Origin of the sequence: Acinetobacter brisouisimilis, assembly GCF_000368265.1 — a bacterium.
Lineage (GTDB): Bacteria > Pseudomonadota > Gammaproteobacteria > Pseudomonadales > Moraxellaceae > Acinetobacter.
The window spans coordinates 439,941-466,259 of the sequence record NZ_KB851218.1 but is presented as its reverse complement, the minus strand read 5'-3'; the positions used below and the strand labels follow the sequence as shown (position 1 = coordinate 466,259).

The following is a 26,319-nucleotide window of genomic DNA, read 5'->3' as shown; positions in this document are numbered from 1 at the left end:
ATAACGAAATTGTTCAGGCTTTTCTTTAAAATAGCCACTTCCAATTTGACTTAGGTGTAAGCGATGGCGCTTTGGCGGTCGACCTTTATCGTGAGTGCAATGACCATGCTGTCCCGTGTGTTGGGACTGGTGCGTGACATGGTGTTGCTGAACGTGTTTGGTGCAGGCAAAGAATTCGACGTCTTTGTAGTTGCATTTCGCATTCCCAATTTTTTCAGGCGACTGTTTGCCGAAGGTGCATTTTCCCAAGCCTTTATTCCGATTTTGACTGAGTACAAAACCGGACGTTTACATGCAGAAGTGCAAATCCTGATTAGTCGGGTGTTTGGCTGCCTGTTGGTGGTGATGTCATCGATTACCTTGCTCGCCATGATCATCGCGCCTGCCATCGTGTATATCTATGCGCCAGGTTTCCATAATGATCCCGAGAAGTTTTCACAAGCGGTTGAAATGTTCCGTTTGACTATTCCGTACTTGATGTTTATGTCATTGACGGCATTTGCCAGCAGTATCCTGAACAGTTACGGCGCATTTTTTAGCCCAGCGTTTTCTCCAGTGCTGCTGAATCTGGTGATGATCGCAGGGGCATGGTGGCTGACGCCGTATCTGCAAACCCCAATCATGTCATTGGGCTGGGCGGTGCTGGCAGCGGGTGTTATCCAGCTCACCATCCAGATTCCTGAGTTATGGCGCAAGAAACTGCTGATTCCACCGCGCATTGATTTTAAACATGAAGGGGTGGAGCGTATTCTCAAGCTGATGCTGCCTGCACTGTTTGGGGTATCTGTCACCCAAATCAATTTGCTGCTGAATACCATTTGGGCATCGTTCATGCAAAGTGGTTCGGTGTCATGGTTGTATAGCGCCGAGCGTATGACCGAGTTACCACTGGGTTTAATTGGTGTGGCGATTGGTACGGTGATTTTACCATCATTGTCGGCACGGCATGCCGAGCAAGACCTTGAGCGCTTTCGTGGCATGATTGACTGGGCGGCACGAGTCATCATCATGGTGGGTGTGCCTGCTAGTGTGGCCCTGTTTATGTTGTCAACGCCGATTATCCAGACTTTGTTCCAGCGCGGTGAGTTTACCGCAGAAGACACGCACATGACCTCACTGGCATTGCAGTGTATGAGTGGCGGGGTGTTGGCATTCATGCTGATTAAAGTGTTTGCTCCTGGTTTTTATGCGCAGCAAGATACCAAAACACCAGTACGCGTGGGCTTAATGGCAGTCGCTGCCAATGCGATTTTAAACGTGATTCTGATTAGCTTCTTTAAATCGATTCACTGGCATGCTGAGCATATGGCTCTCGGAATTGCATCTTCAGGTTCGGCATTTGTCAACGCGGGGATGCTGTATTACTACTTGCACAAACGTAATATTTACCGCTTTGGTGCACACTGGAAAAAGATTTTTGCCCAATACGGCTTTGCCAATTTATGTATGGCTGGCGTACTGGCGTATGGTTTGCATCTGTACGATGGACATTTGTCTACATGGATGAAAATTGTAGAGCTGACAGCACTGTGTGTGGTTGGTGCGGCTGCATATGCTATCGGTTTGCTTCTTTCAGGCTTTCGTCTAGGGCACCTGCGTCCAGAGCATTAAACATAAAAAAACCGACATCACAGTGTCGGTTTTTTTAACTCATTTTTTATTTAATTTTTAATAGTTCTACATCAAAAATCAGGGTGCTGTTGGGGCCAATGGCATCGCCTGCACCAATTTCACCGTAACCGAGTTTCGCTGGAATAAAGAAGCGGGTTTTACCACCTTCTTTCATGGTCAATAAACCTTCAGCTAAGCCGCTAACCACCTCACTGACGCGAAAAGTGGCAGCCTGCTCACGGGCAATTGAGCTATCAAAAACAGTGCCGTCAATCAGACGACCTTCATAGTTAATTTCAACGGTGCTATTTTTGCTCGGACTTTTGCCTTGACCAGCTTTGATCACTTTATATTGCAGACCTGAAGCCGTGGTTATCACGCCAGCTTGGTGGGCATTGTTGGCTAAAAAGTCAGCGCCAGCTTTGGCATTGATTTGAGCTTGCTGCTGATGTTGTAAAAGGTCTTTGGCTTCAGCCTGTTTTTTATAAAGTGCCAAGGCGTTTGCCATTTCCTGTTCTGACAAGGCAGGGTTTTGATTGTGCGATGCAGCAGTCAAGCCCTGAACAAAGGCATTTAAATCGAGCCCTTGTATAGCTTCAGCATTACTTTTTCCCAAAAGATAGCCAAAACTATAACCTGCTTGTGTGCTAAGCGAGCTATTGGCATCAATGGTACTGGCTGCCCATACGGGCGTGGATAAACAAGATAAGGCACACACAAAGCTCAGGATTTTTTTCATTATCATCTTCCTAAAATACAAATGGAGAGTTGTGACTCTCCATTGTTTTGATTATTTCACAGCAAGTAAATCGACCTTGAAGATCAATACGCTGTTTGGTGGAATGGTTTGGTTACCTTGTTCACCATAAGCCAGTTTGGCTGGAACATAAAGCATGATGCTACCACCTTCTTTGAGTAGTGGAATCCCTTCAATCCAGCCTGGAATGGTGCCAGCAAGTGGGAATTCAGCCGGTTCACCACGTGCATAGCTGCTATCAAAGACCGTACCGTCAACCAGCTTGCCTTCATAATTCACTTTTACAGTTGAATTGGCAGTTGCTTGTTTTCCTGTACCTTGTTTGATGATTTCATATTGCAAACCTGAAGCTGTGGTTTTTACACCCGCTTTCTTGGTATTTTCAGTCAGGAAAGTTTTGTTTTTTTCCTGCAAGCTGCTGAGTTTGCCTTGTAATTCTTTTTGATAGTTGACGATGGCATCTTTAACTTGTTGATCATTATAAGCATGTGGTTTGTGTTCGCGAGCGTCACGTAGACCTTGGGCAAAACCGTCAATGTCCATTTCAGGAGAAACCTGACCACCCATTTGGTAGCCTTGCATATAGCTCAGAACCTTTTTCGGTTCAGATGACGTGCCTGCTGATGCGCGATGTGTCTTTGCTGGAGCAGGGTGTTGAGACGCATAAAAAACAGGAACAAGTGCAGCGCCGCCTAAAATAACTGCAACAGCAACGGGTAAGGCTTTACTCATAAGAGGAATCCAATTTTATTTGATTAAAACAGCTTGCCTGATCATGCAGGCATTGGTGGCTCTAAGCATATAATGGATTGTAAACAAACGGTATGTTTTTTGTGTGAAGTAACTACCTAATCTGGCCAAAAACGTGTTTTAAATCTGTAAATAAAGCCAGCTCGTACTAAAGCCTGAACTCGCTTTTTTATCCGAAAAATCAGTCTGATTTCTGTTATATTAGTCAGCCTGTAAGGATCATCCATTATGATCCTCTTTTACTTTATTGATTAGGATCGGACTGTCTATGTTGCAACGAGATCAACTCAAAATCGCGATTGTTGGTTTAGGCTATGTGGGACTGCCACTGGCTGTTGAATTTGGTAAAACTGTCGCAACAGTCGGGTTCGATATTCAGCAAAAGCGTATTGATGAACTGCGAAGCGGTCAGGATCATACTTTAGAAACCTCGCCAGAAGAATTACAACAGGCAAGCCATTTAAGCTATACCACCCAGATTGATGATTTACAGGATTGTAACTTCTTTATCGTGACAGTCCCGACCCCGATTGACCAGTATAAACAGCCTGACTTAACCCCGTTGGTGAAAGCCTCTGAAAGCATTGGTCGTGTGCTGAAAAAAGGCGATATCGTGGTGTACGAGTCGACCGTGTATCCGGGTGCGAGCGAAGAAGTCTGTATTCCTGTACTGGAAAAAGTTTCAGGTCTGACTTTCAATCAGGATTTTTACGCAGGCTATAGCCCAGAGCGGATTAACCCAGGTGACAAAGAACACCGCGTGACCAATATTTTAAAAATCACTTCGGGTTCAACCCCTGAAATCGCCGATTATGTCGATGAAGTCTATAACTTGATTATCACCGCAGGCACGCATAAAGCGCCAAGCATTAAAGTCGCCGAAGCGGCAAAAGTCATTGAAAATACCCAGCGCGATGTGAATATTGCGCTCATCAATGAACTGGCGTTGATTTTCAATAAAATGGGCATCGACACCGAAGATGTCCTTAAAGCCGCAGGCACCAAGTGGAACTTCTTGCCATTTCGTCCGGGTCTGGTCGGCGGGCATTGTATCGGGGTAGATCCGTACTATTTGACCCATAAGGCACAGGCAATTGGCTATCATCCTGAAATTATTTTGGCGGGTCGTCGTCTAAATGACAGCATGGGCGCCTATGTGGTCACTCAACTGGTCAAGACCATGGTGAAAAAGCGCATTCAGGTGGAAGGTGCTAAAGTCTTGGTACTGGGCTTAAGCTTTAAAGAAAATTGTCCTGATATTCGTAATACCCGAATTATTGATATTATTCATGAATTGCAGGAATACCACATTCAGGCTGATGTGCATGATCCGTGGGTGGATGCTGCCGAAGTACAGCATGAATATGGTTTGGAACTGACCGAGCAGCCGAAAAATCATTATTATGATGCGGTGGTGCTGGCGGTTGCCCATCAGCAATTTAAAGCATTGACTCGTGATGACATTGCCAAAATGTGTAAAGCCAATTTTGTGTTGTATGACTTGAAATATGTGCTGGATAAAGACTGTGTGGACATTCGTCTGTAAGCGGCATCATGAGTAAAAAAGTCTATCTCAATTCACTGTGGATGATGGCTGAAAAGCTGTTGTCCATTTTTGGATTGATCTTCGTGACCTCGTTTGTGGCACGTTATATCGGGCCTGCCAATTTCGGTAAGCTGACTTTTGCCACCTCGATTTTTGCGATTGTGCAAACGGTATCATTGTTTGGCTCAGACAACCTGATTTTCCAAAAAACCAGTCAAAACCGCAAAACCGGTGAGCACATTATTTTTGCCACGCGGACGTTACGCAATCTGTTCTTTGCAGTTTTTGCCAGTCTGGTGCTGTTGTATCTGTATTTAACTGTTGATCCACTGACCTTTATTTTTTCGGTGGCGGCCTGTATAGGGGTGTATTTTTCCCTGCATGACACCGCTTATAGCATTTACTTTAATGCCACCTTGCAGTCACGTTTTAATACCATATGTAATGTCACCGCGATTTTGGTGAGCCTGATCGTGCGTTATGGGATTGCCGAATTTCAGTTACCCGTCAGTTATTTAAGTCTTCCGATCGTGTTGGTGACGCTGGTTCCGTTTCTGATGCGTCGTGCGATTTTTGCCCGTAAAAAACTCAGTACACCACAGCGGATTGCCGATCATTTACAGCAGTATCGTGGCTATGTGCTGAAAGTCGGACGCAAACTGGTACTGTACACCTTGTCGATTGCGATTTTTACCAAGACCTCGCAACTGTTTTTAGGCATGAAATCGCAGCATGATCTGGGGATTTATTCGGTTGCGATGACTTTGGGCAGCAGTTTTTACTTTGTGCTGAATGCCTTTATTTCTTCATTTCTCACTCAAATTTATGCAGAAAAAGACTTTGAGCGTAGTCAAACTATGGTGGCGCGCTTAAATGCGATGGTGATCGTGATTGCCTCCTCGGCGGCGGTATTTTTTGCGTTGTTTGGGCACTGGATTATTCAGTGGTTGTATGGCACAGCTTATCAACAGGTCAATGATATTTTGATTATTGCGGTGTTCGTGACGCTGTTTTCAGGTATGTCAACCGTGGCAGAAAAGTATCTGATCAAGTTTAATGCTTATGATTATTTGCATCATAAGACCATGACTCTGGTAGCCTTTAATGTCATCGTGACCTTCTTGGCGATTCATTATTTTGCCCTGTACGGCGCAATTTTTGCGATTCTTGCCACAGAAATTTTGTCTTTAACGTTGTTTAATTACTTTTATAAGCAGGGTTTAATTTTAGATACGCATATTCGTATCTTTAAACCGTCCACCTATTTCAAACGCTGAGAATACCCGATGAAGCTGAGCTTGATCATCCCCGTTTATAATGTCGAAAAGTACATTGAACAATGCCTGACCAGTATCTGCCAGCAGTTGCCTGTACCTGATGTTGAGGTGATTGTGGTCGATGATGGCAGCCCAGACCAGTCGGTTGCCAAAGCGCAGCAGTTTTTGGCACAGCAGCCTGAAGCGGTACAGCAGCAATTTCGCATTATCCGCCAAAAAAATCAGGGTTTGAGTGGCGCACGTAATACGGGGATTGGAGAGGCACAAGGCGAGTACGTGGCATTTCTGGATTCGGATGATTATCTCAATCCGCAGTATTTTGCTGAAGTGTTCAAAGGCATTGAAACGGGCGCTGACATCATCCAGTTTGCGGTGCAACGCGTAGATGACCAAGGCAATACCATTCCGTTTTTACACCGTATGTCGAAACAGGGTTTGCAAACCCTGAATCAGGACATTTTACTGGAACTGTCCAACCGTTCGGCTTGGTTTGCATGGCTGCGAGTGTATAAGCGCGAGTTATTTAAAGACATTCGCTTTCCTGTCGGTAAAAACTATGAAGATGCCTACACTACACCGTTGTTATTTTTCGCAGCAAAAACCGCTTATTTCAGCCCTGAAGTATTGATCAATTACCGCATCAATCCGCAAGGTATTACCGCGACCAAATCCCGTAAAAATATTGATGATTTGGGTGGCGTGCCGCTGTTTTATTTAGAACGTATTGAACAGCATCCTGAACTGGTGGCAACCATGATTGCGATTAGCCAGTCGCATATTATGGATGTACTCAATGCCGATGGGATCAGTGCGGCACAGCAGCGCTGGAAAACCTTAAAACAGCAAATGCGCCAGCATCCACTCAATGAAACCATGATTCGCAATCGTGGCAATCGTCTGTTTTTCCAATATGGCGTGGCCTTTTTGTTGTTTGACCGCACCTTGCGCCGTTTGGGCCTGAAAAAATGATCGGCAAAATTTGCTTTCTGATTGGTAATCTCAACCTTGCAGGTGGAACCGAGCGCGTCACGACACTGGTCGCCAATGCCTTAGCTGCACAGGGACAGCAGGTGTGTATTTTGAACCTGTCACAGGGAGAGCACCCATTTTTCGCCTTGGATGCCCGTGTGGAAAACCATGCACTTTATCCACAGCCTGTGTCGATGAAAAGTCATTTACTCGGAACCATTTGGAAAATCCGCCGTTTTGTGCAGCAGCAACAGATTCAGCATTTGGTGGTGGTGGACAGCATTTCCTGCATTTTTACTGTACCTGCCTTGTTCGGTTTGAAGGTACAGCATATTTGCTGGGAACATTTTAATTTTGAAGTGGATTTAGGGTTACGCCTGCGCCGTGTCGGGCGGGTCTGGGCAGCGCGTCATGCTGATGCGGTGGTGACTTTAACTGAGCATGACCGACAGTTGTGGCAGCAGGGCATTGCTAAAATCTCAGCGAAGCTTCAAGCCATTGCGAACCCGTCACCTTTTCAGATTGCTACACAGTTACTGAGTCAAAGCCATAAAACGGTGCTTGCGGTGGGGCGCTTACGTTCTGAAAAAGGCTTTGATTTGCTGCTCGAAGCATGGCAATTGCTCAGCTCAAAGTATCCTGACTGGACGCTGCGGATTGTGGGGAGTGGTGAGCAGGAACAGGCACTCAAACAACAGGCAATTCAACTTGGTATTGAACACTCTGTGGATTGGGTCGCTGCAACGCCTGAAATTGCTCAGTATTATGCACAGGCATCGATTTACTGTTTAAGCTCACGTTTTGAAGGTTTTGGTATGGTGCTGCTTGAAGCTCTGAGCTTTGGTTTGCCGATTGTGGCTTTTGATTGTCCGATTGGCCCACGTGAGATTTTAGCCAACACGCCAAACCGATTGGTTGCCCCTGAAAATGTACAGCAGTTGAGTGATCAATTAGTGCAGATGATGAACTTGGATACTGAGGATTATCAAACAATTGCCAAGCAAAATCAGCAGCATGTGCAACAGTATTCTAGTGAGCAGATTGTGGCGCAGTGGCTGCAACTATTTGCCCAAGCCTGAGTGAGTTGAAGATGAAAATTTTGTTGCTGATCACAGGGTTGGGTTTGGGTGGTGCGGAAAAAGTCGTAACCAGTCTTGCCGATCAACTGTTTGAAGCAGGGCATCAGGTCAAAATCGCCTATTTACGTGGTGAAATTGAGGTTCGACCGCAACATGCCGAGATTGAACTGATTCAACTGGGTTTAAATTCACTGGTGAATTTCTCACAAAGTGCCCAGCGTTTTGCCCAGATCATGCAGCAATTTCAGCCCGATGTGGTACATGCACACATGTTCCATGCAATTTTATTTGCTCGTTTACTACGCCGTTCGGCACAGATTCCCTATCTGATTTGCACGGCGCACAGCAAAGCGATTGGGGGTAAAGCACGGCAATGGCTGTATCGCCTGACCGATCGTTTGAGCGATGTGAATACCAATGTTAGTCAGGAAGCTACCGATTTTTTTATTGCACAAAAAGCCTTTAGCGCAGCCAAAAGTACCGCGATCAGCAACGGCATTGATACACAAAAATTTCAATTTTCCGCATCAGCACGTCAGCAGCTTCGTCAACAACTGGGCTATTCAGCAGAGATACCTGTATTGATGGCGGTCGGGCGTTTGATGCAAGCTAAAGATTATCCCAACCTGATTCAGGCATTTCACTTACTACAACAAACTCAGCCGACAGCTCAGTTATTAATTGTGGGGGATGGGGTGCAACGGGCTGAACTGGAACAGCAAGTGCAGCAGTTAGGCTTGGCTGATCACATCCGTTTTCTCGGTGTGCGCCATGATGTTGCCGAACTATTGTCAGCAGCAGATGTCTTCGTCCTGTCTTCGGCTTGGGAAGGGTTTGGCTTGGTGGTGGCAGAAGCCATGAGCTGTGAGCGGGTCGTGGTGGCAACTGACTGCGGTGGCGTAAAAGAAGTTTTGGGTAAGACTGAGTGGCTGGTTCCACCACAAAATTCAGAAATGCTCAGCAAAAAACTTGTCCAAGCGTTACAATTGTCGACAGAACAAAAAGCCCAATTGGGGCAGCAGCACCGCCAGCGCATTCAGCAGCATTACTCCATGCAGAGCATGCTGCAACAATGGTTGGCACTTTATCACCTCAGCACTGAGAGAACAGCATCATGAGCCAATATCAACAATGTTGTGAACAACTGCAACAGCAACCCAAAACCTGGTTAGTCACAGGCGTCGCGGGATTTATTGGTTCAAATTTGCTGGAACAACTGTTGTTGCTGGGTCAGCGTGTGGTCGGATTAGATAACTTTTCGACAGGTTTTCAGCACAATTTAGATGAAGTGCAGGCTACCGTGTCGGCTGAGCAATGGCAGAATTTCAAGTTTATTCAGGGGGATATTTGCAACCTTGAAGACTGCCAAACAGCGTGTGCAGGTGTGGATTATGTGTTGCACCAGGCGGCGCTTGGTTCAGTACCACGTTCGATTGAAAATCCGATTGCGACCAATGCCTCTAACATCTCGGGCTTTGTCAATATGCTGGTGGCTGCCAAAGATGCCCAAGTAAAAAACTTTGTCTATGCTGCCAGTAGCTCGACCTACGGTGATCATCCTGCCTTGCCTAAAAAAGAAGAGATTATTGGTAATCCGTTGTCGCCGTATGCCGTAACCAAATACGTCAATGAGCTGTATGCCAGCGTATTCCAGCGTTGTTATGGTTTTAATTCGATTGGTCTGCGCTACTTTAATATTTTTGGTAAACGCCAGACTCCTGATGGTGCTTATGCTGCGGTGATTCCAAAATGGACGGCTGCCATGATTCAGGGCGATACCGTGTATATCAATGGTGATGGCTCAACCAGCCGTGATTTTAACTATATTGCCAATGCGGTACAGGCAAACCTGTTGGCAGCCACTACTGAAAACACGGCTGCACTCAATCAAATTTATAATGTGGCTGTTGGCGGACGAACTGATCTCAATCAGTTATTTGTCATGCTGACCGAAACCTTGGCTAAAAATGCAGTGCATTATACTCAGGCGGCTGTCTATCGGGATTTCCGAGCAGGCGATGTGCGCCATTCACAAGCTGATATTTCCAAAATTCAGACTTTGCTCGGCTATCAGCCACAGTTCAATATTGCGCAGGGCATTGAACAAGCCATGCCATGGTATGTACAGCATTTACACGGTTCGGCAAAATAATCTATGAAGTTCTGCATTATTTCCAATGACCTACATACCGTGCGGAATTTTCGGGGTGACTTGCTCAATAGCATTGCAGCTCAAGGCTATGCCATTCACATCCTTGCACCGAATATCGAACTGTATCCTGAAGATCAGGCATATTTTCAGAAGTTGGGATTTGCTTTACATAGTTACCCATTACAAAAAATGGGTACCAATCCTGTCGCAGACTCGAAAACCATGTTGGCAATTTACCAGCAGCTTAAAGCCATACGTCCCAATAAAGTGCTGAGTTATACCATTAAACCGATTCTGTATGGCACGATTGCAGCGTATCTGGCAAAAGTACCTGAGCGCTATATTTTACTCAGTGGTTTGGGCTTTGCCTTTCAGAATGACCAGTCGGCGGGTCGTTTTAAATATGTAAAACGTCTATTTAATCAGATTTTCCGCTTTGCCTTGAGCAAAGCCAGCGCGGTGATTTTTCAAAATGCTGATGACTTGGCGCTGATTCGTGAACTTAAACATTTACCTGCGAAGATTCCGACTTATATTGTGAATGGCTCAGGCGTGAATACCGAAAAATTTGCCCCACAGTCGTTATTACTGGACGAGAAAGGGCAGCCACGGCCGATCTTCTTGATGGTGGCACGTTTGTTGAAAGACAAAGGCGTGTATGAATACATTGCCGCAGCCAAGCAAATCAAGCAGCGTTATCCTGCGGCACATTTTCATCTGGTCGGCTGGATTGATGAGAACCCTGCGGCAATTGCTCAGGATGATCTGGAAGCGTGGATGGCATCGGGTTTGATTCAGTATTGGGGCAAACTCAGTGATGTCCGTCAGGCGATTTGCCAATCCAATATTTTTGTGTTGCCGTCCTACCGTGAAGGCATTCCGCGCTCGGTACTCGAAGCCATGGCGATGCGCCGTGCGATTATCACCACCGATGCGCCAGGGTGTAAGGAAACAGTGATTGAAGGGCAAAATGGTTTTAAAGTCCCTGTACGTGATGCGGATGCACTGGCTCAAGCGATGCAGCGTCTGATCGAACAGCCTGCACAGATCGAACAGATGGCGGCTCAGTCCTTGGCATTGGTACAGCAGCGTTATGATGTGAAACGAGTCAACCAGCAAATGTTACAGGCGATGCAATTTGTGACAGATTGATTATGGTGTTGAGCTTGCAGATGCATGGCAGTTTAGCCCAAGAGTTGATAAAATACGTTTTTAAAAGTTGATCTACCATTTCGGCAGACCAGAGTTTCAACAAGGTTCAATTAAATGTCTACTATCGCTATGCGATGTGATTCCGGTTTGTGGATGAAATAATCATGCTCAAAAGACTTGTCGATATCATTATTGCTTCTATTGCATTTACGATTTTGTTGCCTGTGTTTATTTATGTTGCCTTCAAGGTCAAAAAGAATCTGGGTTCACCAATTTTCTTTTACCAAGAACGTCCAGGGAAAGATGGCAAGCTGTTTAAAATGATGAAGTTTCGCTCTATGAAAGACGCACTTGATCAGCATGGCAACCCACTCCCAGACGATCAGCGCATGACGCCGTTTGGTCAGAAGCTACGTTCAACCAGTTTGGATGAAATGCCACAATTGCTCAACGTCATTAAAGGCGACATGAGTGTAGTCGGTCCTCGCCCGATGCTTAAAGAGTTTGTCGAGCACTATACGCCTGAACAGGCACGCCGTCTGGAAGTGCGTCCAGGCATGACAGGACTGGCACAGATTAGTGGGCGTAACGAACTCGATTATGAAGAGCGTTTTAAATGTGATGTCTGGTATGTCGATCATCATAATGTCTGGGTGGACTTCAAAATCATGTTCAAGACTGTATCAGTGATGATGAAAAAAGAAGGCATTAATGCGCCTGGACATGTAGGGCCATCGCTATTTACAGGTAGTGATCCTGACGCATCGAAACAAACTAAAACCTGATAATAGTGAATGAATGAATGATTAAAAAAGCGATTTTGCCTGTTGCAGGCTTGGGAACCCGGTTTTTACCTGCCAGCAAGTCAATTCCAAAAGAAATGGTCACCGTGGTTGATCGCCCTGCAATTGAATATGTGGTACGTGAAGCGGTTGAAGCGGGTATCGAACAGATTATTTTGGTGACACATTCTTCAAAAGCTTCGATTGAAAACTATTTTGACCGTAATTTTGAACTTGAAACCACATTAGAACAAAAACAAAAATGGGACTTGTTGGCAGAGATTCGCCAGATTGTCCCTGAGCACGTCAGTATTGTGAGTGTGCGCCAGCCGCAGCCTTTGGGTTTGGGGCATGCAGTATTGTGCGCCAAGTCATTGATTGGTGATGAACCATTTGCCGTATTGTTGCCTGATGTTTTGGTCAAAAGCCAAACTGAGCAAAATGATTTGGCGCAAATGGCAGCGCGTTACCAACAGGTACAAGCTGCGCAAATTATGGTTGAAGCAGTGCCTGACCATTTGGTCGATCAATATGGCATTGTTGATGTGAATACAGTCCCTGTTGAAGGGCAAAGTATAGTCATGCAGGGCATTATTGAAAAACCTGCTGTAGGCACTGCACCAAGCAATTTGTCTGTGGTCGGGCGTTATATTTTACCTGCCAAAATCATGCAGTTATTACAGCAGACACCGAAAGGCGCAGGCAATGAAATCCAGCTGACCGATGCGATTGCCATGCTGCAACACACTGATGTGGTCGAAGCCTATCGTATGTCTGGTGTCACATTTGACTGTGGTAGTAAGCTAGGTTACCTCAAGGCTGTATTACATTATGCTGTTGAGCATCCTAAATTGGGTGAAAAGTTTATTGAACTCATTCAGGAACTGAAACTTTAAGAGAGACGAAATGCCATGAAAATCGCAGTTTATGGAGCGACATTGAATGCGGGCGTTATGGCTGGGTTATTTGCAGAATATGGACATCAGGTTTTTTGGAGTCCATATTCAAGTGACGATCAAACGAGTTCTATCCAATATCAAGATAAAACGGTTAATCAGCTCATCTCTACTCAGGCACAGACAAAAAGATTATCAATATGTGATTTAGCAGAGATTCCTTTACATATAGATGCTTATTTTTTCGCTTTTAATAGTAATGAAGAACAACAAGTTGATTTTATTTTAAATTATTTACAACAACAGCCGATTATTCATCCGAAGTTAATGATTAATGGGTCTAGCTTTGGTTTAAATGGGACAACAGCCTTAAAACAAAAATTGCCTCAAGATTATTGGTGTTATTTGCCAGATATGGTGCAAGAAGGTAATGCCATTAATAGCGTCTTACAAGTTTCTCATGTGGTGATTGGTATTGATCATCTGGATGTGAAGCCACAAATCAAAGAGATTTTACGACCTTTTTATCGCGCAAATCATCATTATGTCTTTATGCCAATTCTGGATGCTGAGTTCACTAAACTCAGTATTTCAGGCATGTTGGCAACACGCATTAGTTATATGAATGATCTGGCTCAGGTTGCAGAAAAACTCAATATTGATATTGCCAATGTTCGCTTAGGTCTTGGTGCAGATAATCGAATCGGTTCGAGTTATTTGGCAGCAGGCGCGGGCTTTGGCGGCGCAAACTTTTCCCACGATATTTTAACGCTGTCTAAAACCATCGCCGACGCAGGGGTGAAAGGTCAGTTGTTGGAGCAGGTCTGGGAAATTAATGAACAACAAAAAGAAATCCTGTTCCGCAAGCTTTGGAATTATTATCAGTGTGATCTGAAAGGCAAAGTCATTGCAATTTGGGGTGCTTCGTTTAAAGAGGACACACCACGCACGGATTACTCTCCGATTCATACCATGTTGCAAGCGCTTTGGGCACAAGGTGCAATCGTGCAATTACATGATCCACAGGCCTTGCCACTGATTGCCGAGCAATATGGAAACCGTGCTGATTTGGTGTTGTGTGAAGATCAGTATGAAGCCACGCAAGGTGCAGCAGCACTGTGTTTGCTTACGGCATGGAAACAGTATTTAAGTTTAGATTATCGTCTTTTGCATCAGTTGATGCAGCATCCTTTAATTCTGGATGGACGCAATATTTATGATCCTGATTATGTGAAGGCACAAGGTTTTGCCTACGCAGGGGTTGGTCGACAATGACAGAAGAAAATATTACCCATTTCCCCAAACACCAAACCAGTTTGGCTCAGCAACAACTCAGCAGTTTGGCTGACACGATGTCACAGTTACATCTGACAGAGTTATTCGAGCTGGATGCTGAGCGTTTTCAGCGGTTTTCATTGCGGTTTGAGCAGCTGTTTCTGGATTATAGTAAACAACGTATTGACCAGCGGATTATCCTTCAGCTGGTCCGCTTAGCTGAGCAACAACAGCTGAAGGAATGGATTCAAACCTTATTTTCCGAGCAGCGGATTAACTATACTGAACAGCGTGCAGCGATGCATTGGGCACTGCGGTTGCCTGCACAGTCAGCTGAGTTTCCTGCATTTTCTGATCAAGTTCAGCAGCAATTACAGCGTATGTATGCTTTGGTGGAGAAAATTCATGCAGGTCAATATCGCGGTGCAACAGGTGAAGTGATTCAGGATGTGGTCAATATCGGAGTCGGTGGGTCTGACTTAGGGCCACTGATGGCGACACACGCTTTGTCTGATTTTAAAGTCAATACAGCAAAATCGTTGCACGTACATTTTGTGTCGACCATGGATGGCAGTCAGCTTTCAGATTTACTGCATCAGCTACGACCTGAGACGACACTGTTTATTATTTCATCTAAATCTTTTGGTACGATTGATACACTGTCTAATGCGCAAACTGCGCGTTTGTGGCTTGAAAAAGCTTTGGGGCAGCAAGATAAGGTGACGAAAAGTCATTTTATTGGTGTATCGACCAAAGCGGATAAGATGACGGCATGGGGAATTGCTGCGGATAAACAGTTCCTGCTCTGGGACTGGGTGGGTGGTCGTTATTCACTATGGTCATGTATTGGCCTACCGATTGCTTTAACCATTGGCGTTAAAGGTTTTCAGCAGTTTTTAGCAGGGGCGCATGCGATTGATCAGCATTTTCGCTCGGCTGATTTTGCAGAGAATATTCCAGTACTCATGGGACTACTTGGGGTTTGGAATACTAATTTTCTCGATGTACAGACCCATGCGATTTTACCTTACGATGGTCGCTTAAAGTATTTTGCAGCGTATTTGCAACAACTGGAAATGGAATCGAATGGTAAATCGATTCAGCGCAATGGGCAAAAAGTGAGCATGAAAACCTGCCCGATTGTTTGGGGTGAAGTTGGTCCAAATGCCCAGCATGCATTTTACCAGTTGCTACATCAGGGCACACATGCAGTCAGTTGTGATTTTCTTGCTCCTGTACAACGTTACAATGCTAAGCAATTTACTTATGTGGAAAATGCCAGTGCCCTGATCGAGCAGCATCATCTGGCACTTTCGAACTGTTTGGCACAATCACGTTTACTGGCATTTGGTAATCAGGCTTTGGATAAAAGTGAGCTGGATCATTTACCAATTTATAAACAGTATGCGGGGAACCAGGGCAGTTCAACTCTATTGGTGGATGAGCTCAATCCATATAGTTTGGGAATGCTGATCGCCTGCTATGAACATAAAGTTTTTGTACAATCCGTGATCTGGAACATCAATCCCTTTGATCAGTGGGGTGTGGAAAAAGGTAAAGAAATTGCCAATCAGCTATTGCCGATTTTAAATGGTCAGCCGCAAGATGGGTTGCAACTGGACGCCTCCACACAAGGCTTACTCACAATTCTGTTAGGAAAATAAACATGGCAACAATTTTAGTCACGGGTGGAGCTGGGTATATTGGTTCACATACCTGTATCGCCTTGCTTGCAGCAGGTTATGAAGTACTGGTGCTGGATAATCTCAGTAACAGCTCACCTGAAGCCTTGCAGCGCGTACAAAAAATTGCAGGAAAATCGCTGAAATTTGTCGAAGGTGATATTCGCGACAGCCAAGTACTGGATCAGATTTTTGCCGAGCAGGCGATTGATGCAGTGATCCATTTTGCAGGGTTAAAAGCTGTAGGTGAAAGCCAGCAGATCCCGCTCACTTATTTTGATCATAATATTTCTGGCAGTATCAACTTGGTACAGGCAATGCAGCGGGCGGGGGTATTTCGTCTAGTCTTTAGCTCGTCTGCGACAGTATATGGTGATGCGCATCCATCGCCTTTAAATGAAAACATGCCAACTGCAATGCCGAATAATAACTATGGTTATACCAAGCTAGTCGTTGAGCAAATGCTGGAAAAACTGGCAGCGTCTGATGAGCGCTGGTCATTTGCTTTATTACGCTATTTTAACCCTGTCGGCGCACACCCAACGGGGCATATCGGTGAAGATCCACAAGGCATTCCCAACAATTTAATGCCGTATATCACACAGGTTGCTGTGGGTAAACGCGAAAAATTATCGATCTTTGGTAATGATTATGACACGCCTGATGGCACAGGGGTGCGGGACTATATTCATGTGGTGGACTTGGCTAATGCTCATGTTTGCGCGCTGAAAAACCGTTTGCAACAGCAGGGTTGTCGAGCATGGAATATTGGTACAGGACGGGGTTTTTCGGTTCTTGAAATTAAAAACAGCTTTGAACAGATTAATGATGTGACGATTGCCTTTGAATTCGCTCCACGCCGTGCAGGTGATATTGCCACCTGTTTTGCAGATAATGCTCGCGCGATTGCAGAATTGGGCTGGCAGCCACAGTATCAGTTAGAGGATATGCTGAAACATAGCTGGAACTGGCAAAAACAGAATCCACAAGGTTATCGATAATTCATACAATTATAGAGATGGCGCTGAAAGCGCCATTTTTATTGGCGCTTTCCCGTAGGGCTGACAATCTTTTGCTATAATTTACCATCTGTTTGATTAATCTCCTTGCTCCTGCCTTATGAACACCTTACGCCAGCAAATACTATTTTTGCTTGTGGCTTGTTTTTCTACATTTTTTTCAATCTATCTTGCTTCTAACTGGAATTTCTTCCTTGATGGTTTCTTTGCAGACCGCCTTGCCAAGACATTGATGTCCTGTGTATTTAATTACAGCTTGATTTTGCTGTTTGCTGCACTGTTCAGGCGACAATATACCGCGTTGGTACTCAGTCAGATTTTTGTCGGTTTGATTGAATTTATTAATTTTAAAAAAGAAAAATATCTCTCCACCAACTTTAGCCCTGACGATATTTTATTGTTTTCAGAAGCCTTCAAGGCTGCACCTCTGGCACTTAAAATTGCTTTTTTTGCCTTTATTGCCATATTTTTCGCAGTGCTAATTTTCTGTTTTAAAAAAGAAAAAACGACATTACTCAAAACTTATTTGCTACAGATTACACTGGGTGTGGTGATGTTCTGTTCAGCAATTTATTTAAACTATATCAAAAGCCCGATAGGGGCATGCAGTAAACCTGATTATCCCAACATTTGTTTAAATATGTCGGGCTTTCCCAATACCCGCAGTGACTGGATGGGCGATTTTCGTAAAATTCAGAATTTTGGCTTTACCACATTTTTCATGTCGAAAATTTTGGACAGCTTAACTGAAGCTTTTTTACCGCATGAAACGGTTTCACGTGAAACCATCCAACAGATTTTTAAACCTTTGGAGACTTCAGTTGCAACAAGTCCTCCGACATCTTCGACCACAGTACAACCGAATATTGTGGTGGTCATGGATGAGTCGATGTGGAATCCACGACGACTCGATAAAAAATTGCCCAAAAATCTCACCCCATTTACCAGTCAAAATCGGGTGTCGGCACTTTTGTCTCCATCGTTTGGTGGTGGAACTGCCAATGTTGAATTTGAGGCACTCACCAGTTTAAACACCATTTTCTTTCGTAACGAACTGGTTTATGTGGCAAAAATCCGTAAACCGATTTATTCATTACCACTGTATTTGAATAGCTTGGGTTATGACACTATTGCCATGCACAACAACTGGCGTTATTACTACAACCGTAACCGTGTTTATCAGCAGATGGGCTTTAACAAGTTTGTGTCTCTGGAAAATATGATGAATTCATCCAATCACGCCACGTTGTTTAATCAGGCGGGTTGGGCGAATGATGATGTGATTTTTAATTCGATTAAAACCGAGTTGAATTTAGCGAGCGATCAGCCAAAATTTATTTATGCGATTACGGTCGAAAATCATCCGATGTATTCGGATGATCGCTATGGGACACAGTCCTATAAACTCAACCCGAACCTGTCAGAAAGCGCACAACAGAAAATGGCAACCTATAGTGCAGGGGTGGCGCGTGCCGATCAGCATATTCGGGATTTGACTGAATTTGTCAAAACCCTAGGTCGCCCAACCATTGTGGTTGCTTTTGGAGATCATTTGCCCAATTTACAAAATGTCTATGATGAATATCATTATTTTGAGAATGACCCGAATCGTGAGGAGCTGAATGCTTACCAAACGCCGTTGCTATTGTGGAGTAATTATCCTGTACAGCGCAAAATACTGGCACAGCCGTATATATCAACCAGTTTTTTAGCACCGAAAATTTTGCATCTGGCGAATTTGCCGTTGCCACCGTACTATCAGTTTATTGAGCGTGTTTCACGATGCTATGATGTGATCCATCAGAAATTTATTCATGAAAAAGCATCGTGTCAGTTTGATAAGGCACAATTGCTGGATCAATATAAAGCCTTAAATAATGATACCTTAAATGGACAAAACTTTACTTATCAGTTGCTCAAGCCTCAAATAGTCAATTAAGCATTAAAAAAGCTCGGTCAACTACCGAGCTTTTTTAATTACTGAATGATCAACCGTGATTAACTTTGAATCATGGCTGAAAGTTCATCCACATAGCTTTGCATTGGGCGAGGTTGTTTATCACGACGACTTTCAATGTTTAAGCGTAACAGCGGTTCAGTATTAGAAGAACGAACATTGACACGCCATGCACCAAAGTCCAGGCTCACGCCATCGGTACGGTCAATGATCGGGTTTTGATCGGCATAATGATCAAAAATTTTCTGAATTGTTGCTTGGCTGTCAGCGACTTTAAAGTTGATTTCACCGCTGCATGGGAACTTGGCAATCATGTCTTCGACCAGACTCGACAAAGATTGTTGGGTTTCAGACAAGAGGTTTGCGACCAATAGCCATGGAATCATGCCGCTATCACAGTAGGCGAAATCACGGAAATAGTGGTGGGCACTCATTTCACCACCATAAATCGCATTTTCTTCACGCATGATTTGCTTAATAAAAGCATGACCTGATTTGGACTGTATCGTTTGCCCTTGGTATTTCTCGACAAGATCTTGTGTGTTCCAGACCAGACGAGGATCATGCACAATCTTTTCATTTGGATGTTGTAACAAGAAGGCTTGTGCCAGTAAACCGACAATATAATAGCCTTCAATAAACTGACCTTTTTCATCGAACAGGAAGCAGCGGTCAAAGTCGCCATCCCATGCGATGCCCATATCGGCTTGATGTGCAATCACGGCTTGTGAAGTGCTGTCACGGTTTTCAATCAGCAATGGGTTAGGAATGCCATTTGGGAATGTGCCATCGGCTTCATGATGAACCTTGATAAATTCGATAGGGACATTGAGGGCTTGAAATTGTGTTTCAATGGCATCAATTACATGACCTGCGGCACCATTACCTGCATTGACCACCAGTTTTAGCGGGCGAATTTTTTCAGGTTGAATGTAAGTCAAAAGATGTTGCACAAACTCAGCTAGAATATTATAGCTTTGAGTGGTTCCTTTCTGACTGACTTCAGTAAATGCAGCCGTTTCAGCCAATGCCTGAATCTCTTTTAAGCCTGTATCGGCACTGATCGGGCGGGCATTTTCCCGCACCAGTTTCATGCCATTATAGTCCATCGGGTTGTGACTTGCGGTCACTTCAATTCCACCCTGAACATCGAGATGAAAAGCTGCAAAGTAGACTTCTTCTGTTCCTGTCATGCCCAAGTCAAGCACATTGACCCCTGCATCGTTTAAACCGCGAATCGTGGCTTGTTTGAGGCTTTCACTACTAAGACGCACATCGCAGCCTACTGCAACGGTTTTAGGTTGATAGATTTGACCGTAAGCACGACCAATTTTATAGGCAATTTCTTTGTTAAGTTCAGTTTCGAGTTTGCCTCGAATGTCGTAGGCTTTAAAACAGCTGAGTTTAGTCATGATTTACAGAGGAATAATATGGTTATTTGACCCGCATATTATAGCGGGCTTTAGGGGCGTGTTTATACGTATGAATACAACAGATGACCTCGAAACCATGAACTTTTAAAGCATAAATTGGAATTTTAAGCAATTAGACATTTTTCCAATTAATATTGGAGGTTTTTATAAAAAAATAGAAATTAAATATATGAAAAATAATAACTTATAGTTATGTTTTTGATATTTTATTCATATGGAGTAAGATGTTTTAATGAATTGTTAATAAATTCTTAATAAAAAAATAAATTTAAAAGTAAAAATAACATTTTGAATTAAATAAATATTTTTTATTGCAGGTTTTTTTTGTTCGTTGTTTGTAATTTTTTTATGTTGACGAGAGAATAACCCATGAGTAGAGTAGTCCCATTTTGGAGCGGCCTCGAAATTGGATTTCGACTTATATGCTTTATTCTTTTCCATCTTCCGTCGTTAATGTCTGCCACATTACTGTGGACAACTAACTGGATCGTATAAGGTCTCAGCCTATGAATAAATTCAAGATTAGTCTTGCCTGGCAAATCTTAATTGCATTGATTTTGGGTATCGTTGTGGGAACAATTTTACACAACCAACCCGATATTCAGCAAAATGTTGTGAATAACTTTTTGAAACCAGCCGGTCAAATTTTTATTAACTTGATCAAGATGATCGTTGTACCGATTGTGATTTCAACTTTAATCTTGGGTATTGCCGGGGTTGGAGATTCCAAAAAGCTTGGGATCTTGGGTGTAAAAACCATTCTTTACTTTGAAATTATTACCACAATTGCGATTGTTGTCGGTATCTTGTGTGCCAATGTCTTCCATCCTGGTACAGGCGTTGACATGTCGTTGCTTCATAAAGTGGATATTTCCCAATATGAACATACGACTGAAGAAGTAAAATCGCAATCTCATGGTTTGATGCAAACGATCTTGTCCCTTATTCCATCGAACATCTTCAGTGCGATGGCAAGTGGGCAGATGTTACCGATTATTTTCTTCTCGGTAATGTTCGGGATTGGTTTAGCTGCTCTTCCTGTAGAAACCAAACAACCATTACTGAATGTGTTGAAAGCAGTTTCTGAATCGATGTTTAAAGTCACACACATGATCATGCTCTATGCGCCTGTGGGTGTATTTGCACTGATTACAGCGACTGTAGCAACTTTCGGTTTTGCATCTTTAGTGCCTTTGGCAAAACTGGTGATTTTGGTTTATGGTGCAATTTTGTTCTTCGGTATCGGTGTACTCGGTCTGGTGGCAAAAATCTGTGGTCTAAACATTTTTACCCTGATCAAGATTCTTAAAGACGAATTGATTTTGGCGTACTCAACTGCAAGCTCTGAAACCGTTTTGCCACGTATCATGGAAAAAATGGAAGCTTACGGTGCACCAAAAGCCATTGCGAGCTTTGTCGTACCAACAGGTTATTCATTCAACCTTGATGGTTCAACACTCTATCAAAGTATCGCAGCGATCTTTATTGCTCAGCTTTACGGTATTGACTTGTCGATTACTCAAGAAATCGTGCTGGTCTTGACCCTCATGGTGACATCGAAAGGGATCGCAGGTGTTCCTGGCGTATCTTTCGTGGTGTTATTGGCGACTTTGGGTTCAGTCGGTATTCCACTGGAAGGTCTGGCGTTTATTGCAGGTGTTGACCGTATTTTAGATATGGCACGTACTGCACTTAACGTGGTTGGTAATGCCTTGGCTGTACTAGTCATCAGTAAATGGCAGAAGCAATTCGACGAAGACAAAGCAAAAGCTTATGAAGCATCTTACAAATAAGATGATTTGTGGCAGATAAAAAAACGGCTCATCAGAGCCGTTTTTTTATGTCAGATTGATTTATGTGAATGATTGGTCATCCATGGTAAGGCGTTTTTTATGTTTTACATAGCTATAGATGAAAATCATTAGCCCGACCATGTACAGTTGTACCGAATCCCACAGTAAAGACAGATCTGCGGCATACAATAACCACACTGCATAAACTGTCGCAACGAGAGCAATCAGGATGTGTTTTGGCTGTTTATTTTTGCCTGATTCTTTTAGATAAAAAGCCGAAACCAACAAATACGGCAACAGAATCATCACGGAAGAAATCATTAATAACCATGTGTAGTTTTTATTGAAAAAATACACGCCAATCAATGCAGCTTGTACCACAATCGAAGTCAGCCACAGCGATGAAATTGGTACGTTATTGGCGTTGGTCTTGAGGAAGGTTGCAGGGAAAGCGCCATTCTTCGCAGCCAAGAAAGGGATTTCCGTGGCGAACAATGTCCAGCTTAAATAAGATGATGCCACTGAAATCATTAGACCTACGGTAATCACAATCGTGCCTAGTAAACCAATCAACTGGGTCAAAAGGGTTGCCATAGATGGATTATGCATACCTGCAATTTCGGCACGACTCGTTACGCCGTAAGACAAAACCGTGACCATTACATAAAAGGCGAGAGCCAATAACACTCCAAACACAGTGGCTTTACCAATGTCATGACGATTGCGTGCACGAGAAGACAGCACCACGGCACCTTCAATGCCTGTAAATACCCATAAGGTAATCAGCATCAGGTCTTTGACCTGTTCCCAAAGTGGCATTTTTAGGGAGAAATCATGCAAGTTGAGTTGGAATACATCCAGTTTAAATGCGACCAAACTACAGGCAATAAACACCACCATCGGTACGATTTTGGCAATCGTGGCGATCAAATTGACCACGGCTGCTTCTTTAATCCCGCGACTGACCAGCCAGTGTACTAGCCAGACAAAGATCGATGAACCGATCAGGGCATAAAGGGTATTGCCATCACCAAAGATTACATGTTCTTTGCTATCCACAAATGTGCCGAGACTTGAAAATACGATCACCACATAGCCGACAATGCCGATCGTGGTACACAGCCAGTAACCCCATGCCGAGCAGAAGCCAATCAGCTCGCCAAAACCTGCACGGGCATAGTTATAAATTCCGCCATCCAGTTCAGGATACTGACGCGATAAATACAACAGTGAAAATGCCAAAAATAAAATGCCAACGCCTGTAATCAACCATGCAAGCAGCAGGGCTGAACCATTGGCAACGGCTGCCATGTTCTGCGGCAAGCTAAACACCCCAGAGCCGACCATGGAGCTAAACACCAGTGCGGTCAGCGACAGTAAACCAATTTTTGTAGAAGACATGATTATTCTTCTTTAAAAAAAGCAGAAAGCTCGGCAATGTGCGCAGGCGTAATACCACAGCAACCACCAATTAAAGATGCTCCTGCATCTTGCCATTGTTTGGCAAAGCTTAAGTAAGCCGTTGGATCAAGATCTTGACGCACTTCATCCAAGCCATCGTTGGCAGTGGCTGATTCATCTTGTGGTGGAAAAGCATTGGCATAGGCACCAATGGTCAACTCAGGAGCAAGTTGTTTGATTTCCTGAATCGCTTGCAAAATCACTTCAGGCTGACAGCAGTTAAATAGCACGGCTTTTGCACCGATACGACGAATCACTTCAACCACTTGAGCAAGGTTTTCACCCGAACGCAAGTAAGCACGGTCTTGTCGCAACACATCTTGCAAGGTGAAAGAGACACAGTACGCTTTGCCATCTTTTGGAAGCAGGTTGTGCACCATTTCCACTTCTTTCAGGCTGGATTGGGTTTCTGCTAACCAGAAATCGACCTGATCTGCCAATGTTTCAATAATCGGCAAAGCCAGTTCACGCACATGATCTTCTTGGAACAAGTCAGCGCGGTACGAACCAAATAATGGTGGCAAGCAACCTGCGATCTGGACATCTCGACCACTTTCCTGAACCGCCTGTTTGGCCTGATTAACCGCGACTTGAACCAGTTGGCGAACTTCAGCATCGAAACGTTCCTGACCGATATGAAAAGGAACTACGGCATAGTTATTGGTGGTAATGACTTCTGCACCTGACTGAATAAAGTCGAGATGCACATCTTTGACAATTTCGGGAGCTTCCCAAAGGGCAAGTGCAGACCACTCTGGTTGACGAAATGGTGCACCACGACGCGCCAATTCACGTCCTACACCACCATCTAAAATTTTCATCATACAATTCTTCTAAAGTTTTACGAAAAGCGCTCTAGTATGCGCAAAAGCTTATTTGTCGGTTAATGGAGTTTCTGATAACCATATTCAGTAAAATCATGAAGCTAAACATTTATTCTTAACTGTTTATAAAGCGCCAAACTGTTGCCATGACTCATCTGTATGAAATGCAGCATAGTGCTGTTGTAGCTGATGAAAATAAGTGATCTGTACGCTCAAAAAAATCAGCAAACATACACTCAGCAGGCTCGCCAAGAGTAAATGCTGACATTTAGTGAGCTGTTTAGAGCGACCAGAGAAATAATAGGCGGACAGACTCAAATGCGGTAACAGCAGCCCAATAAAAGACAAATGCAGATACAGCGATAACAACAGACAAATCGGTAAAATCAGCAAGCTACAACTGCGTAACAAACTTTGTTTGAGTTGCAATTGATAAACCACAACTAAGCTGAGGTCGAGCCAAAAGAAAATCGCCGTTCCACCTAAAATTGCAATATAGCAGGCATGCAAAATGACCAAGCCAAATAAACTATATAGAAGACAGAGACTCAATTTTGACCAAGACATAAACGACAAACACACTTAGGTTTCATTGGAAAAAGAACGATCAGAAGCCTGATCACGGGTTTGTCGGTAACTCAGCAGCACCGTCAGTAAAGATAAACTTGAACCGAGTAGCATCGCGGGAATAATCCCAAATAAACGTGCTAGAATACTGGACTGTAATGCGCCGAGCTGATTGCCTGAGGTAACAAAAATCCCATTAATCGCGGCAATCCGCCCTAGCATGGCTTTGGGTGGAATCAGTTGTAATAAAGTCTGCCGAATCACAATGCTATAACTGTCACATGCACCCATCAGTAGCAAGATCAGTACCGCAAGGTAGAGATGCCGACTCAGGGCAAAGGCAAAACCACAGCAGGCAAACCCTGCAACGGCACACAGCATTTTGTACCAAAGTTGCTGTTGGGGTGGGAACTTCACCAACGTGCTCATCATCAGCAACGAACCACAGGCAGGGGCAGCGCGTAGCAACCCAAAACCATCGGCATCGAGATGCAGCACATCTTGAGCAAACATCGGCAGCAGTGCGATCACACCGCCAAAAAATACCGAGGTGACATCCAGCAACATCGCCCAGAACAGCACCCGGCTTTGCAGTAAAAATGCCGCAGCATCTTTCAGGCTTGACCAGACTGAGCCATTGGCAAGCGGTGGAAAATCTCGTGCTTTGAGCTGCCAAAGTGCCAGACTGCCGAGCATAAATAGCAGTACAATCAGCAAAAAAGTTGTATTTAAACCTGCATGCGCCAGCAGTAATCCAGCCAAAACAGGAGCAAGCACCGCATTGATTTGCCAACATAATGCCGTCCATGTTGCGGCATTACTGTACAGTTTTTCAGGAACCAGAAACGGGCGTAGCGAATTAAAACACGGGCTATAAACCCCGCGAATACAGCCAAATAAAAAGATGATCCCGTAAACACCGACTAAAAATGGTGTATCGGATAAAAGCTGTTGTTGATGGCTAGAAAAACATAACCAGAGCAATGCTGACAATGGAATCGAACTGCTAAAACTGAGCTGTAAAATGCGTTGTCGGTTAAAACGGTCAGCAATATAACCACCCCAAAGCGAGAGCAGCGCAAAGGGTACAAACTCTGCCAATCCGACTAGACCAAGTAGAATCGGGTTGTGGGTCAGTTGATATAAATAAAAACCTAGCACTACTTCCTGAATCAAAACCGCCAGCGTCAGGCAGCACTGATTGATCGTCAGCAACGAGAAATCGCGACAAGTCAGGGCAGCAAAAGGTGAAATCGTGTCAGACATTAGGGATATTGAAAATCAAAAAATAGGTTCGGGCTTAAAAATGACAAAAGGGATGAATGGCTTCATCCCTT

The 26,319-nt window shown here is 44.0% G+C and carries 22 protein-coding genes; 15 read left to right on the top strand and 7 right to left on the bottom strand.

The features are described 5' to 3' along the window. Positions 1–63 precede the first annotated feature (63 nt). Positions 64–1,611, top strand: a complete 1,548-nt coding sequence (gene murJ / locus F975_RS03545; RefSeq protein ID WP_004750247.1) for a murein biosynthesis integral membrane protein MurJ — start codon at positions 64–66, stop codon at positions 1,609–1,611. Between the two features lie 46 nt (positions 1,612–1,657). Here murJ and F975_RS03540 read toward each other — a convergent pair whose 3' ends face one another. Together F975_RS03540 and F975_RS03535 are read right to left on the bottom strand one after the other, a co-directional pair. Beyond that, complete coding sequence (locus F975_RS03540) at positions 1,658–2,350, bottom strand: FKBP-type peptidyl-prolyl cis-trans isomerase (RefSeq protein WP_004750245.1); 693 nt, start codon at positions 2,348–2,350, stop codon at positions 1,658–1,660. A 51-nt stretch (positions 2,351–2,401) separates the two neighbouring features. Then, positions 2,402–3,100, bottom strand: a complete 699-nt coding sequence (locus F975_RS03535) for an FKBP-type peptidyl-prolyl cis-trans isomerase (RefSeq protein ID WP_004750243.1) — start codon at positions 3,098–3,100, stop codon at positions 2,402–2,404. Between the two features lie 286 nt (positions 3,101–3,386). On the opposite strand from F975_RS03535, the gene tviB reads away from it, so the two are divergent. The 13 genes from tviB to F975_RS03470 all read left to right on the top strand — a co-directional run bounded on the left by tviB (position 3,387) and on the right by F975_RS03470 (position 18,886). Beyond that, a complete protein-coding gene (gene tviB / locus F975_RS03530) occupies positions 3,387–4,664 on the top strand; it encodes a Vi polysaccharide biosynthesis UDP-N-acetylglucosamine C-6 dehydrogenase TviB (protein ID WP_004750242.1) in 1,278 nt (425 codons plus the stop codon). Positions 4,665–4,672: 8 nt separating this feature from the next. Beyond that, on the top strand, positions 4,673–5,941 hold the full coding sequence (locus tag F975_RS03525; RefSeq protein WP_004750240.1) for an oligosaccharide flippase family protein: 1,269 nt from the start codon (positions 4,673–4,675) through the stop codon (positions 5,939–5,941). Between the two features lie 9 nt (positions 5,942–5,950). Next, on the top strand, positions 5,951–6,910 hold the full coding sequence (locus F975_RS03520; protein ID WP_004750238.1) for a glycosyltransferase family 2 protein: 960 nt from the start codon (positions 5,951–5,953) through the stop codon (positions 6,908–6,910). Beyond that, positions 6,907–7,989 carry a glycosyltransferase family 4 protein gene (locus F975_RS03515; protein WP_004750236.1) on the top strand — a complete coding sequence of 361 codons (1,083 nt, stop codon included), beginning with the start codon at positions 6,907–6,909 and terminating at the stop codon, positions 7,987–7,989. The genes F975_RS03520 and F975_RS03515 overlap by 4 nt, the downstream gene beginning before the upstream one ends. A gap of 11 nt (positions 7,990–8,000) precedes the next feature. Further along, on the top strand, positions 8,001–9,107 hold the full coding sequence (locus tag F975_RS03510) for a glycosyltransferase (RefSeq protein ID WP_004750234.1): 1,107 nt from the start codon (positions 8,001–8,003) through the stop codon (positions 9,105–9,107). Further along, positions 9,104–10,141: an NAD-dependent epimerase/dehydratase family protein gene (locus F975_RS03505; protein WP_004750232.1), complete on the top strand. Its 1,038-nt coding sequence runs from the start codon at positions 9,104–9,106 to the stop codon at positions 10,139–10,141. The genes F975_RS03510 and F975_RS03505 overlap by 4 nt, the downstream gene beginning before the upstream one ends. Positions 10,142–10,144: 3 nt before the next feature. Further along, a complete protein-coding gene (locus tag F975_RS03500) occupies positions 10,145–11,293 on the top strand; it encodes a glycosyltransferase family 4 protein (RefSeq protein ID WP_004750230.1) in 1,149 nt (382 codons plus the stop codon). Between the two features lie 164 nt (positions 11,294–11,457). Beyond that, a complete protein-coding gene (locus F975_RS03495; RefSeq protein ID WP_004750228.1) occupies positions 11,458–12,078 on the top strand; it encodes a sugar transferase in 621 nt (206 codons plus the stop codon). 17 nt (positions 12,079–12,095) lie between these two features. Then, a complete protein-coding gene (gene galU / locus F975_RS03490; protein ID WP_004750227.1) occupies positions 12,096–12,971 on the top strand; it encodes a UTP--glucose-1-phosphate uridylyltransferase GalU in 876 nt (291 codons plus the stop codon). 15 nt (positions 12,972–12,986) lie between these two features. Continuing rightward, positions 12,987–14,246, top strand: a complete 1,260-nt coding sequence (locus F975_RS03485) for a UDP binding domain-containing protein (RefSeq protein ID WP_004750225.1) — start codon at positions 12,987–12,989, stop codon at positions 14,244–14,246. Continuing rightward, entirely contained in the window at positions 14,243–15,910 is a 1,668-nt protein-coding gene (gene pgi / locus F975_RS03480; protein WP_004750223.1) for a glucose-6-phosphate isomerase, read from the top strand. Before F975_RS03485 ends, pgi begins: the two co-directional genes overlap by 4 nt. A 2-nt stretch (positions 15,911–15,912) precedes the next feature. Next, positions 15,913–16,929, top strand: a complete 1,017-nt coding sequence (gene galE / locus F975_RS03475) for a UDP-glucose 4-epimerase GalE (protein WP_004750221.1) — start codon at positions 15,913–15,915, stop codon at positions 16,927–16,929. A 118-nt stretch (positions 16,930–17,047) separates the two neighbouring features. Next, positions 17,048–18,886 (top strand): LTA synthase family protein, encoded by a 1,839-nt coding sequence (locus F975_RS03470; RefSeq protein ID WP_004750219.1) that lies wholly within the window; start codon positions 17,048–17,050, stop codon positions 18,884–18,886. Between the two features lie 59 nt (positions 18,887–18,945). Here the strand turns inward: F975_RS03470 and F975_RS03465 are convergent, their stop codons facing one another. After that, entirely contained in the window at positions 18,946–20,316 is a 1,371-nt protein-coding gene (locus tag F975_RS03465; protein WP_004750218.1) for a phosphohexomutase domain-containing protein, read from the bottom strand. 527 nt (positions 20,317–20,843) lie between these two features. Between F975_RS03465 and gltP the strand changes: the two genes are divergently transcribed. After that, complete coding sequence (gene gltP / locus F975_RS03455; protein ID WP_004750216.1) at positions 20,844–22,130, top strand: glutamate/aspartate:proton symporter GltP; 1,287 nt, start codon at positions 20,844–20,846, stop codon at positions 22,128–22,130. A 60-nt stretch (positions 22,131–22,190) separates the two neighbouring features. Here gltP and F975_RS03450 read toward each other — a convergent pair whose 3' ends face one another. The 4 genes from F975_RS03450 to F975_RS03435 all read right to left on the bottom strand — a co-directional run bounded on the left by F975_RS03450 (position 22,191) and on the right by F975_RS03435 (position 26,248). Next, entirely contained in the window at positions 22,191–23,531 is a 1,341-nt protein-coding gene (locus F975_RS03450) for a basic amino acid/polyamine antiporter (protein ID WP_004750215.1), read from the bottom strand. A gap of 2 nt (positions 23,532–23,533) precedes the next feature. After that, positions 23,534–24,412 (bottom strand): homocysteine S-methyltransferase family protein, encoded by an 879-nt coding sequence (locus F975_RS03445; protein ID WP_034425643.1) that lies wholly within the window; start codon positions 24,410–24,412, stop codon positions 23,534–23,536. A 126-nt stretch (positions 24,413–24,538) separates the two neighbouring features. Beyond that, on the bottom strand, positions 24,539–24,982 hold the full coding sequence (locus tag F975_RS03440) for a hypothetical protein (protein ID WP_004750210.1): 444 nt from the start codon (positions 24,980–24,982) through the stop codon (positions 24,539–24,541). A 15-nt stretch (positions 24,983–24,997) separates the two neighbouring features. Further along, a complete protein-coding gene (locus F975_RS03435; RefSeq protein ID WP_004750208.1) occupies positions 24,998–26,248 on the bottom strand; it encodes an MFS transporter in 1,251 nt (416 codons plus the stop codon). Positions 26,249–26,319 lie beyond the last annotated feature (71 nt).

Excerpts from the sequence above, each read along its gene's own strand:
- murJ (WP_004750247.1), top strand. The coding sequence starts at position 64 with ATGGCGCTTTGGCGGTCGACCTTTATCGTGAGTGCAATGACCATGCTG.
- F975_RS03540 (WP_004750245.1), bottom strand. The coding sequence starts at position 2,350 with ATGAAAAAAATCCTGAGCTTTGTGTGTGCCTTATCTTGTTTATCCACG.
- F975_RS03535 (WP_004750243.1), bottom strand. The coding sequence starts at position 3,100 with ATGAGTAAAGCCTTACCCGTTGCTGTTGCAGTTATTTTAGGCGGCGCT.
- tviB (WP_004750242.1), top strand. The coding sequence starts at position 3,387 with ATGTTGCAACGAGATCAACTCAAAATCGCGATTGTTGGTTTAGGCTAT.
- F975_RS03525 (WP_004750240.1), top strand. The coding sequence starts at position 4,673 with ATGAGTAAAAAAGTCTATCTCAATTCACTGTGGATGATGGCTGAAAAG.
- F975_RS03520 (WP_004750238.1), top strand. The coding sequence starts at position 5,951 with ATGAAGCTGAGCTTGATCATCCCCGTTTATAATGTCGAAAAGTACATT.
- F975_RS03515 (WP_004750236.1), top strand. The coding sequence starts at position 6,907 with ATGATCGGCAAAATTTGCTTTCTGATTGGTAATCTCAACCTTGCAGGT.
- F975_RS03510 (WP_004750234.1), top strand. The coding sequence starts at position 8,001 with ATGAAAATTTTGTTGCTGATCACAGGGTTGGGTTTGGGTGGTGCGGAA.
- F975_RS03505 (WP_004750232.1), top strand. The coding sequence starts at position 9,104 with ATGAGCCAATATCAACAATGTTGTGAACAACTGCAACAGCAACCCAAA.
- F975_RS03500 (WP_004750230.1), top strand. The coding sequence starts at position 10,145 with ATGAAGTTCTGCATTATTTCCAATGACCTACATACCGTGCGGAATTTT.
- F975_RS03495 (WP_004750228.1), top strand. The coding sequence starts at position 11,458 with ATGCTCAAAAGACTTGTCGATATCATTATTGCTTCTATTGCATTTACG.
- galU (WP_004750227.1), top strand. The coding sequence starts at position 12,096 with ATGATTAAAAAAGCGATTTTGCCTGTTGCAGGCTTGGGAACCCGGTTT.
- F975_RS03485 (WP_004750225.1), top strand. The coding sequence starts at position 12,987 with ATGAAAATCGCAGTTTATGGAGCGACATTGAATGCGGGCGTTATGGCT.
- pgi (WP_004750223.1), top strand. The coding sequence starts at position 14,243 with ATGACAGAAGAAAATATTACCCATTTCCCCAAACACCAAACCAGTTTG.
- galE (WP_004750221.1), top strand. The coding sequence starts at position 15,913 with ATGGCAACAATTTTAGTCACGGGTGGAGCTGGGTATATTGGTTCACAT.
- F975_RS03470 (WP_004750219.1), top strand. The coding sequence starts at position 17,048 with ATGAACACCTTACGCCAGCAAATACTATTTTTGCTTGTGGCTTGTTTT.
- F975_RS03465 (WP_004750218.1), bottom strand. The coding sequence starts at position 20,316 with ATGACTAAACTCAGCTGTTTTAAAGCCTACGACATTCGAGGCAAACTC.
- gltP (WP_004750216.1), top strand. The coding sequence starts at position 20,844 with ATGAATAAATTCAAGATTAGTCTTGCCTGGCAAATCTTAATTGCATTG.
- F975_RS03450 (WP_004750215.1), bottom strand. The coding sequence starts at position 23,531 with ATGTCTTCTACAAAAATTGGTTTACTGTCGCTGACCGCACTGGTGTTT.
- F975_RS03445 (WP_034425643.1), bottom strand. The coding sequence starts at position 24,412 with ATGAAAATTTTAGATGGTGGTGTAGGACGTGAATTGGCGCGTCGTGGT.
- F975_RS03440 (WP_004750210.1), bottom strand. The coding sequence starts at position 24,982 with ATGTCTTGGTCAAAATTGAGTCTCTGTCTTCTATATAGTTTATTTGGC.
- F975_RS03435 (WP_004750208.1), bottom strand. The coding sequence starts at position 26,248 with ATGTCTGACACGATTTCACCTTTTGCTGCCCTGACTTGTCGCGATTTC.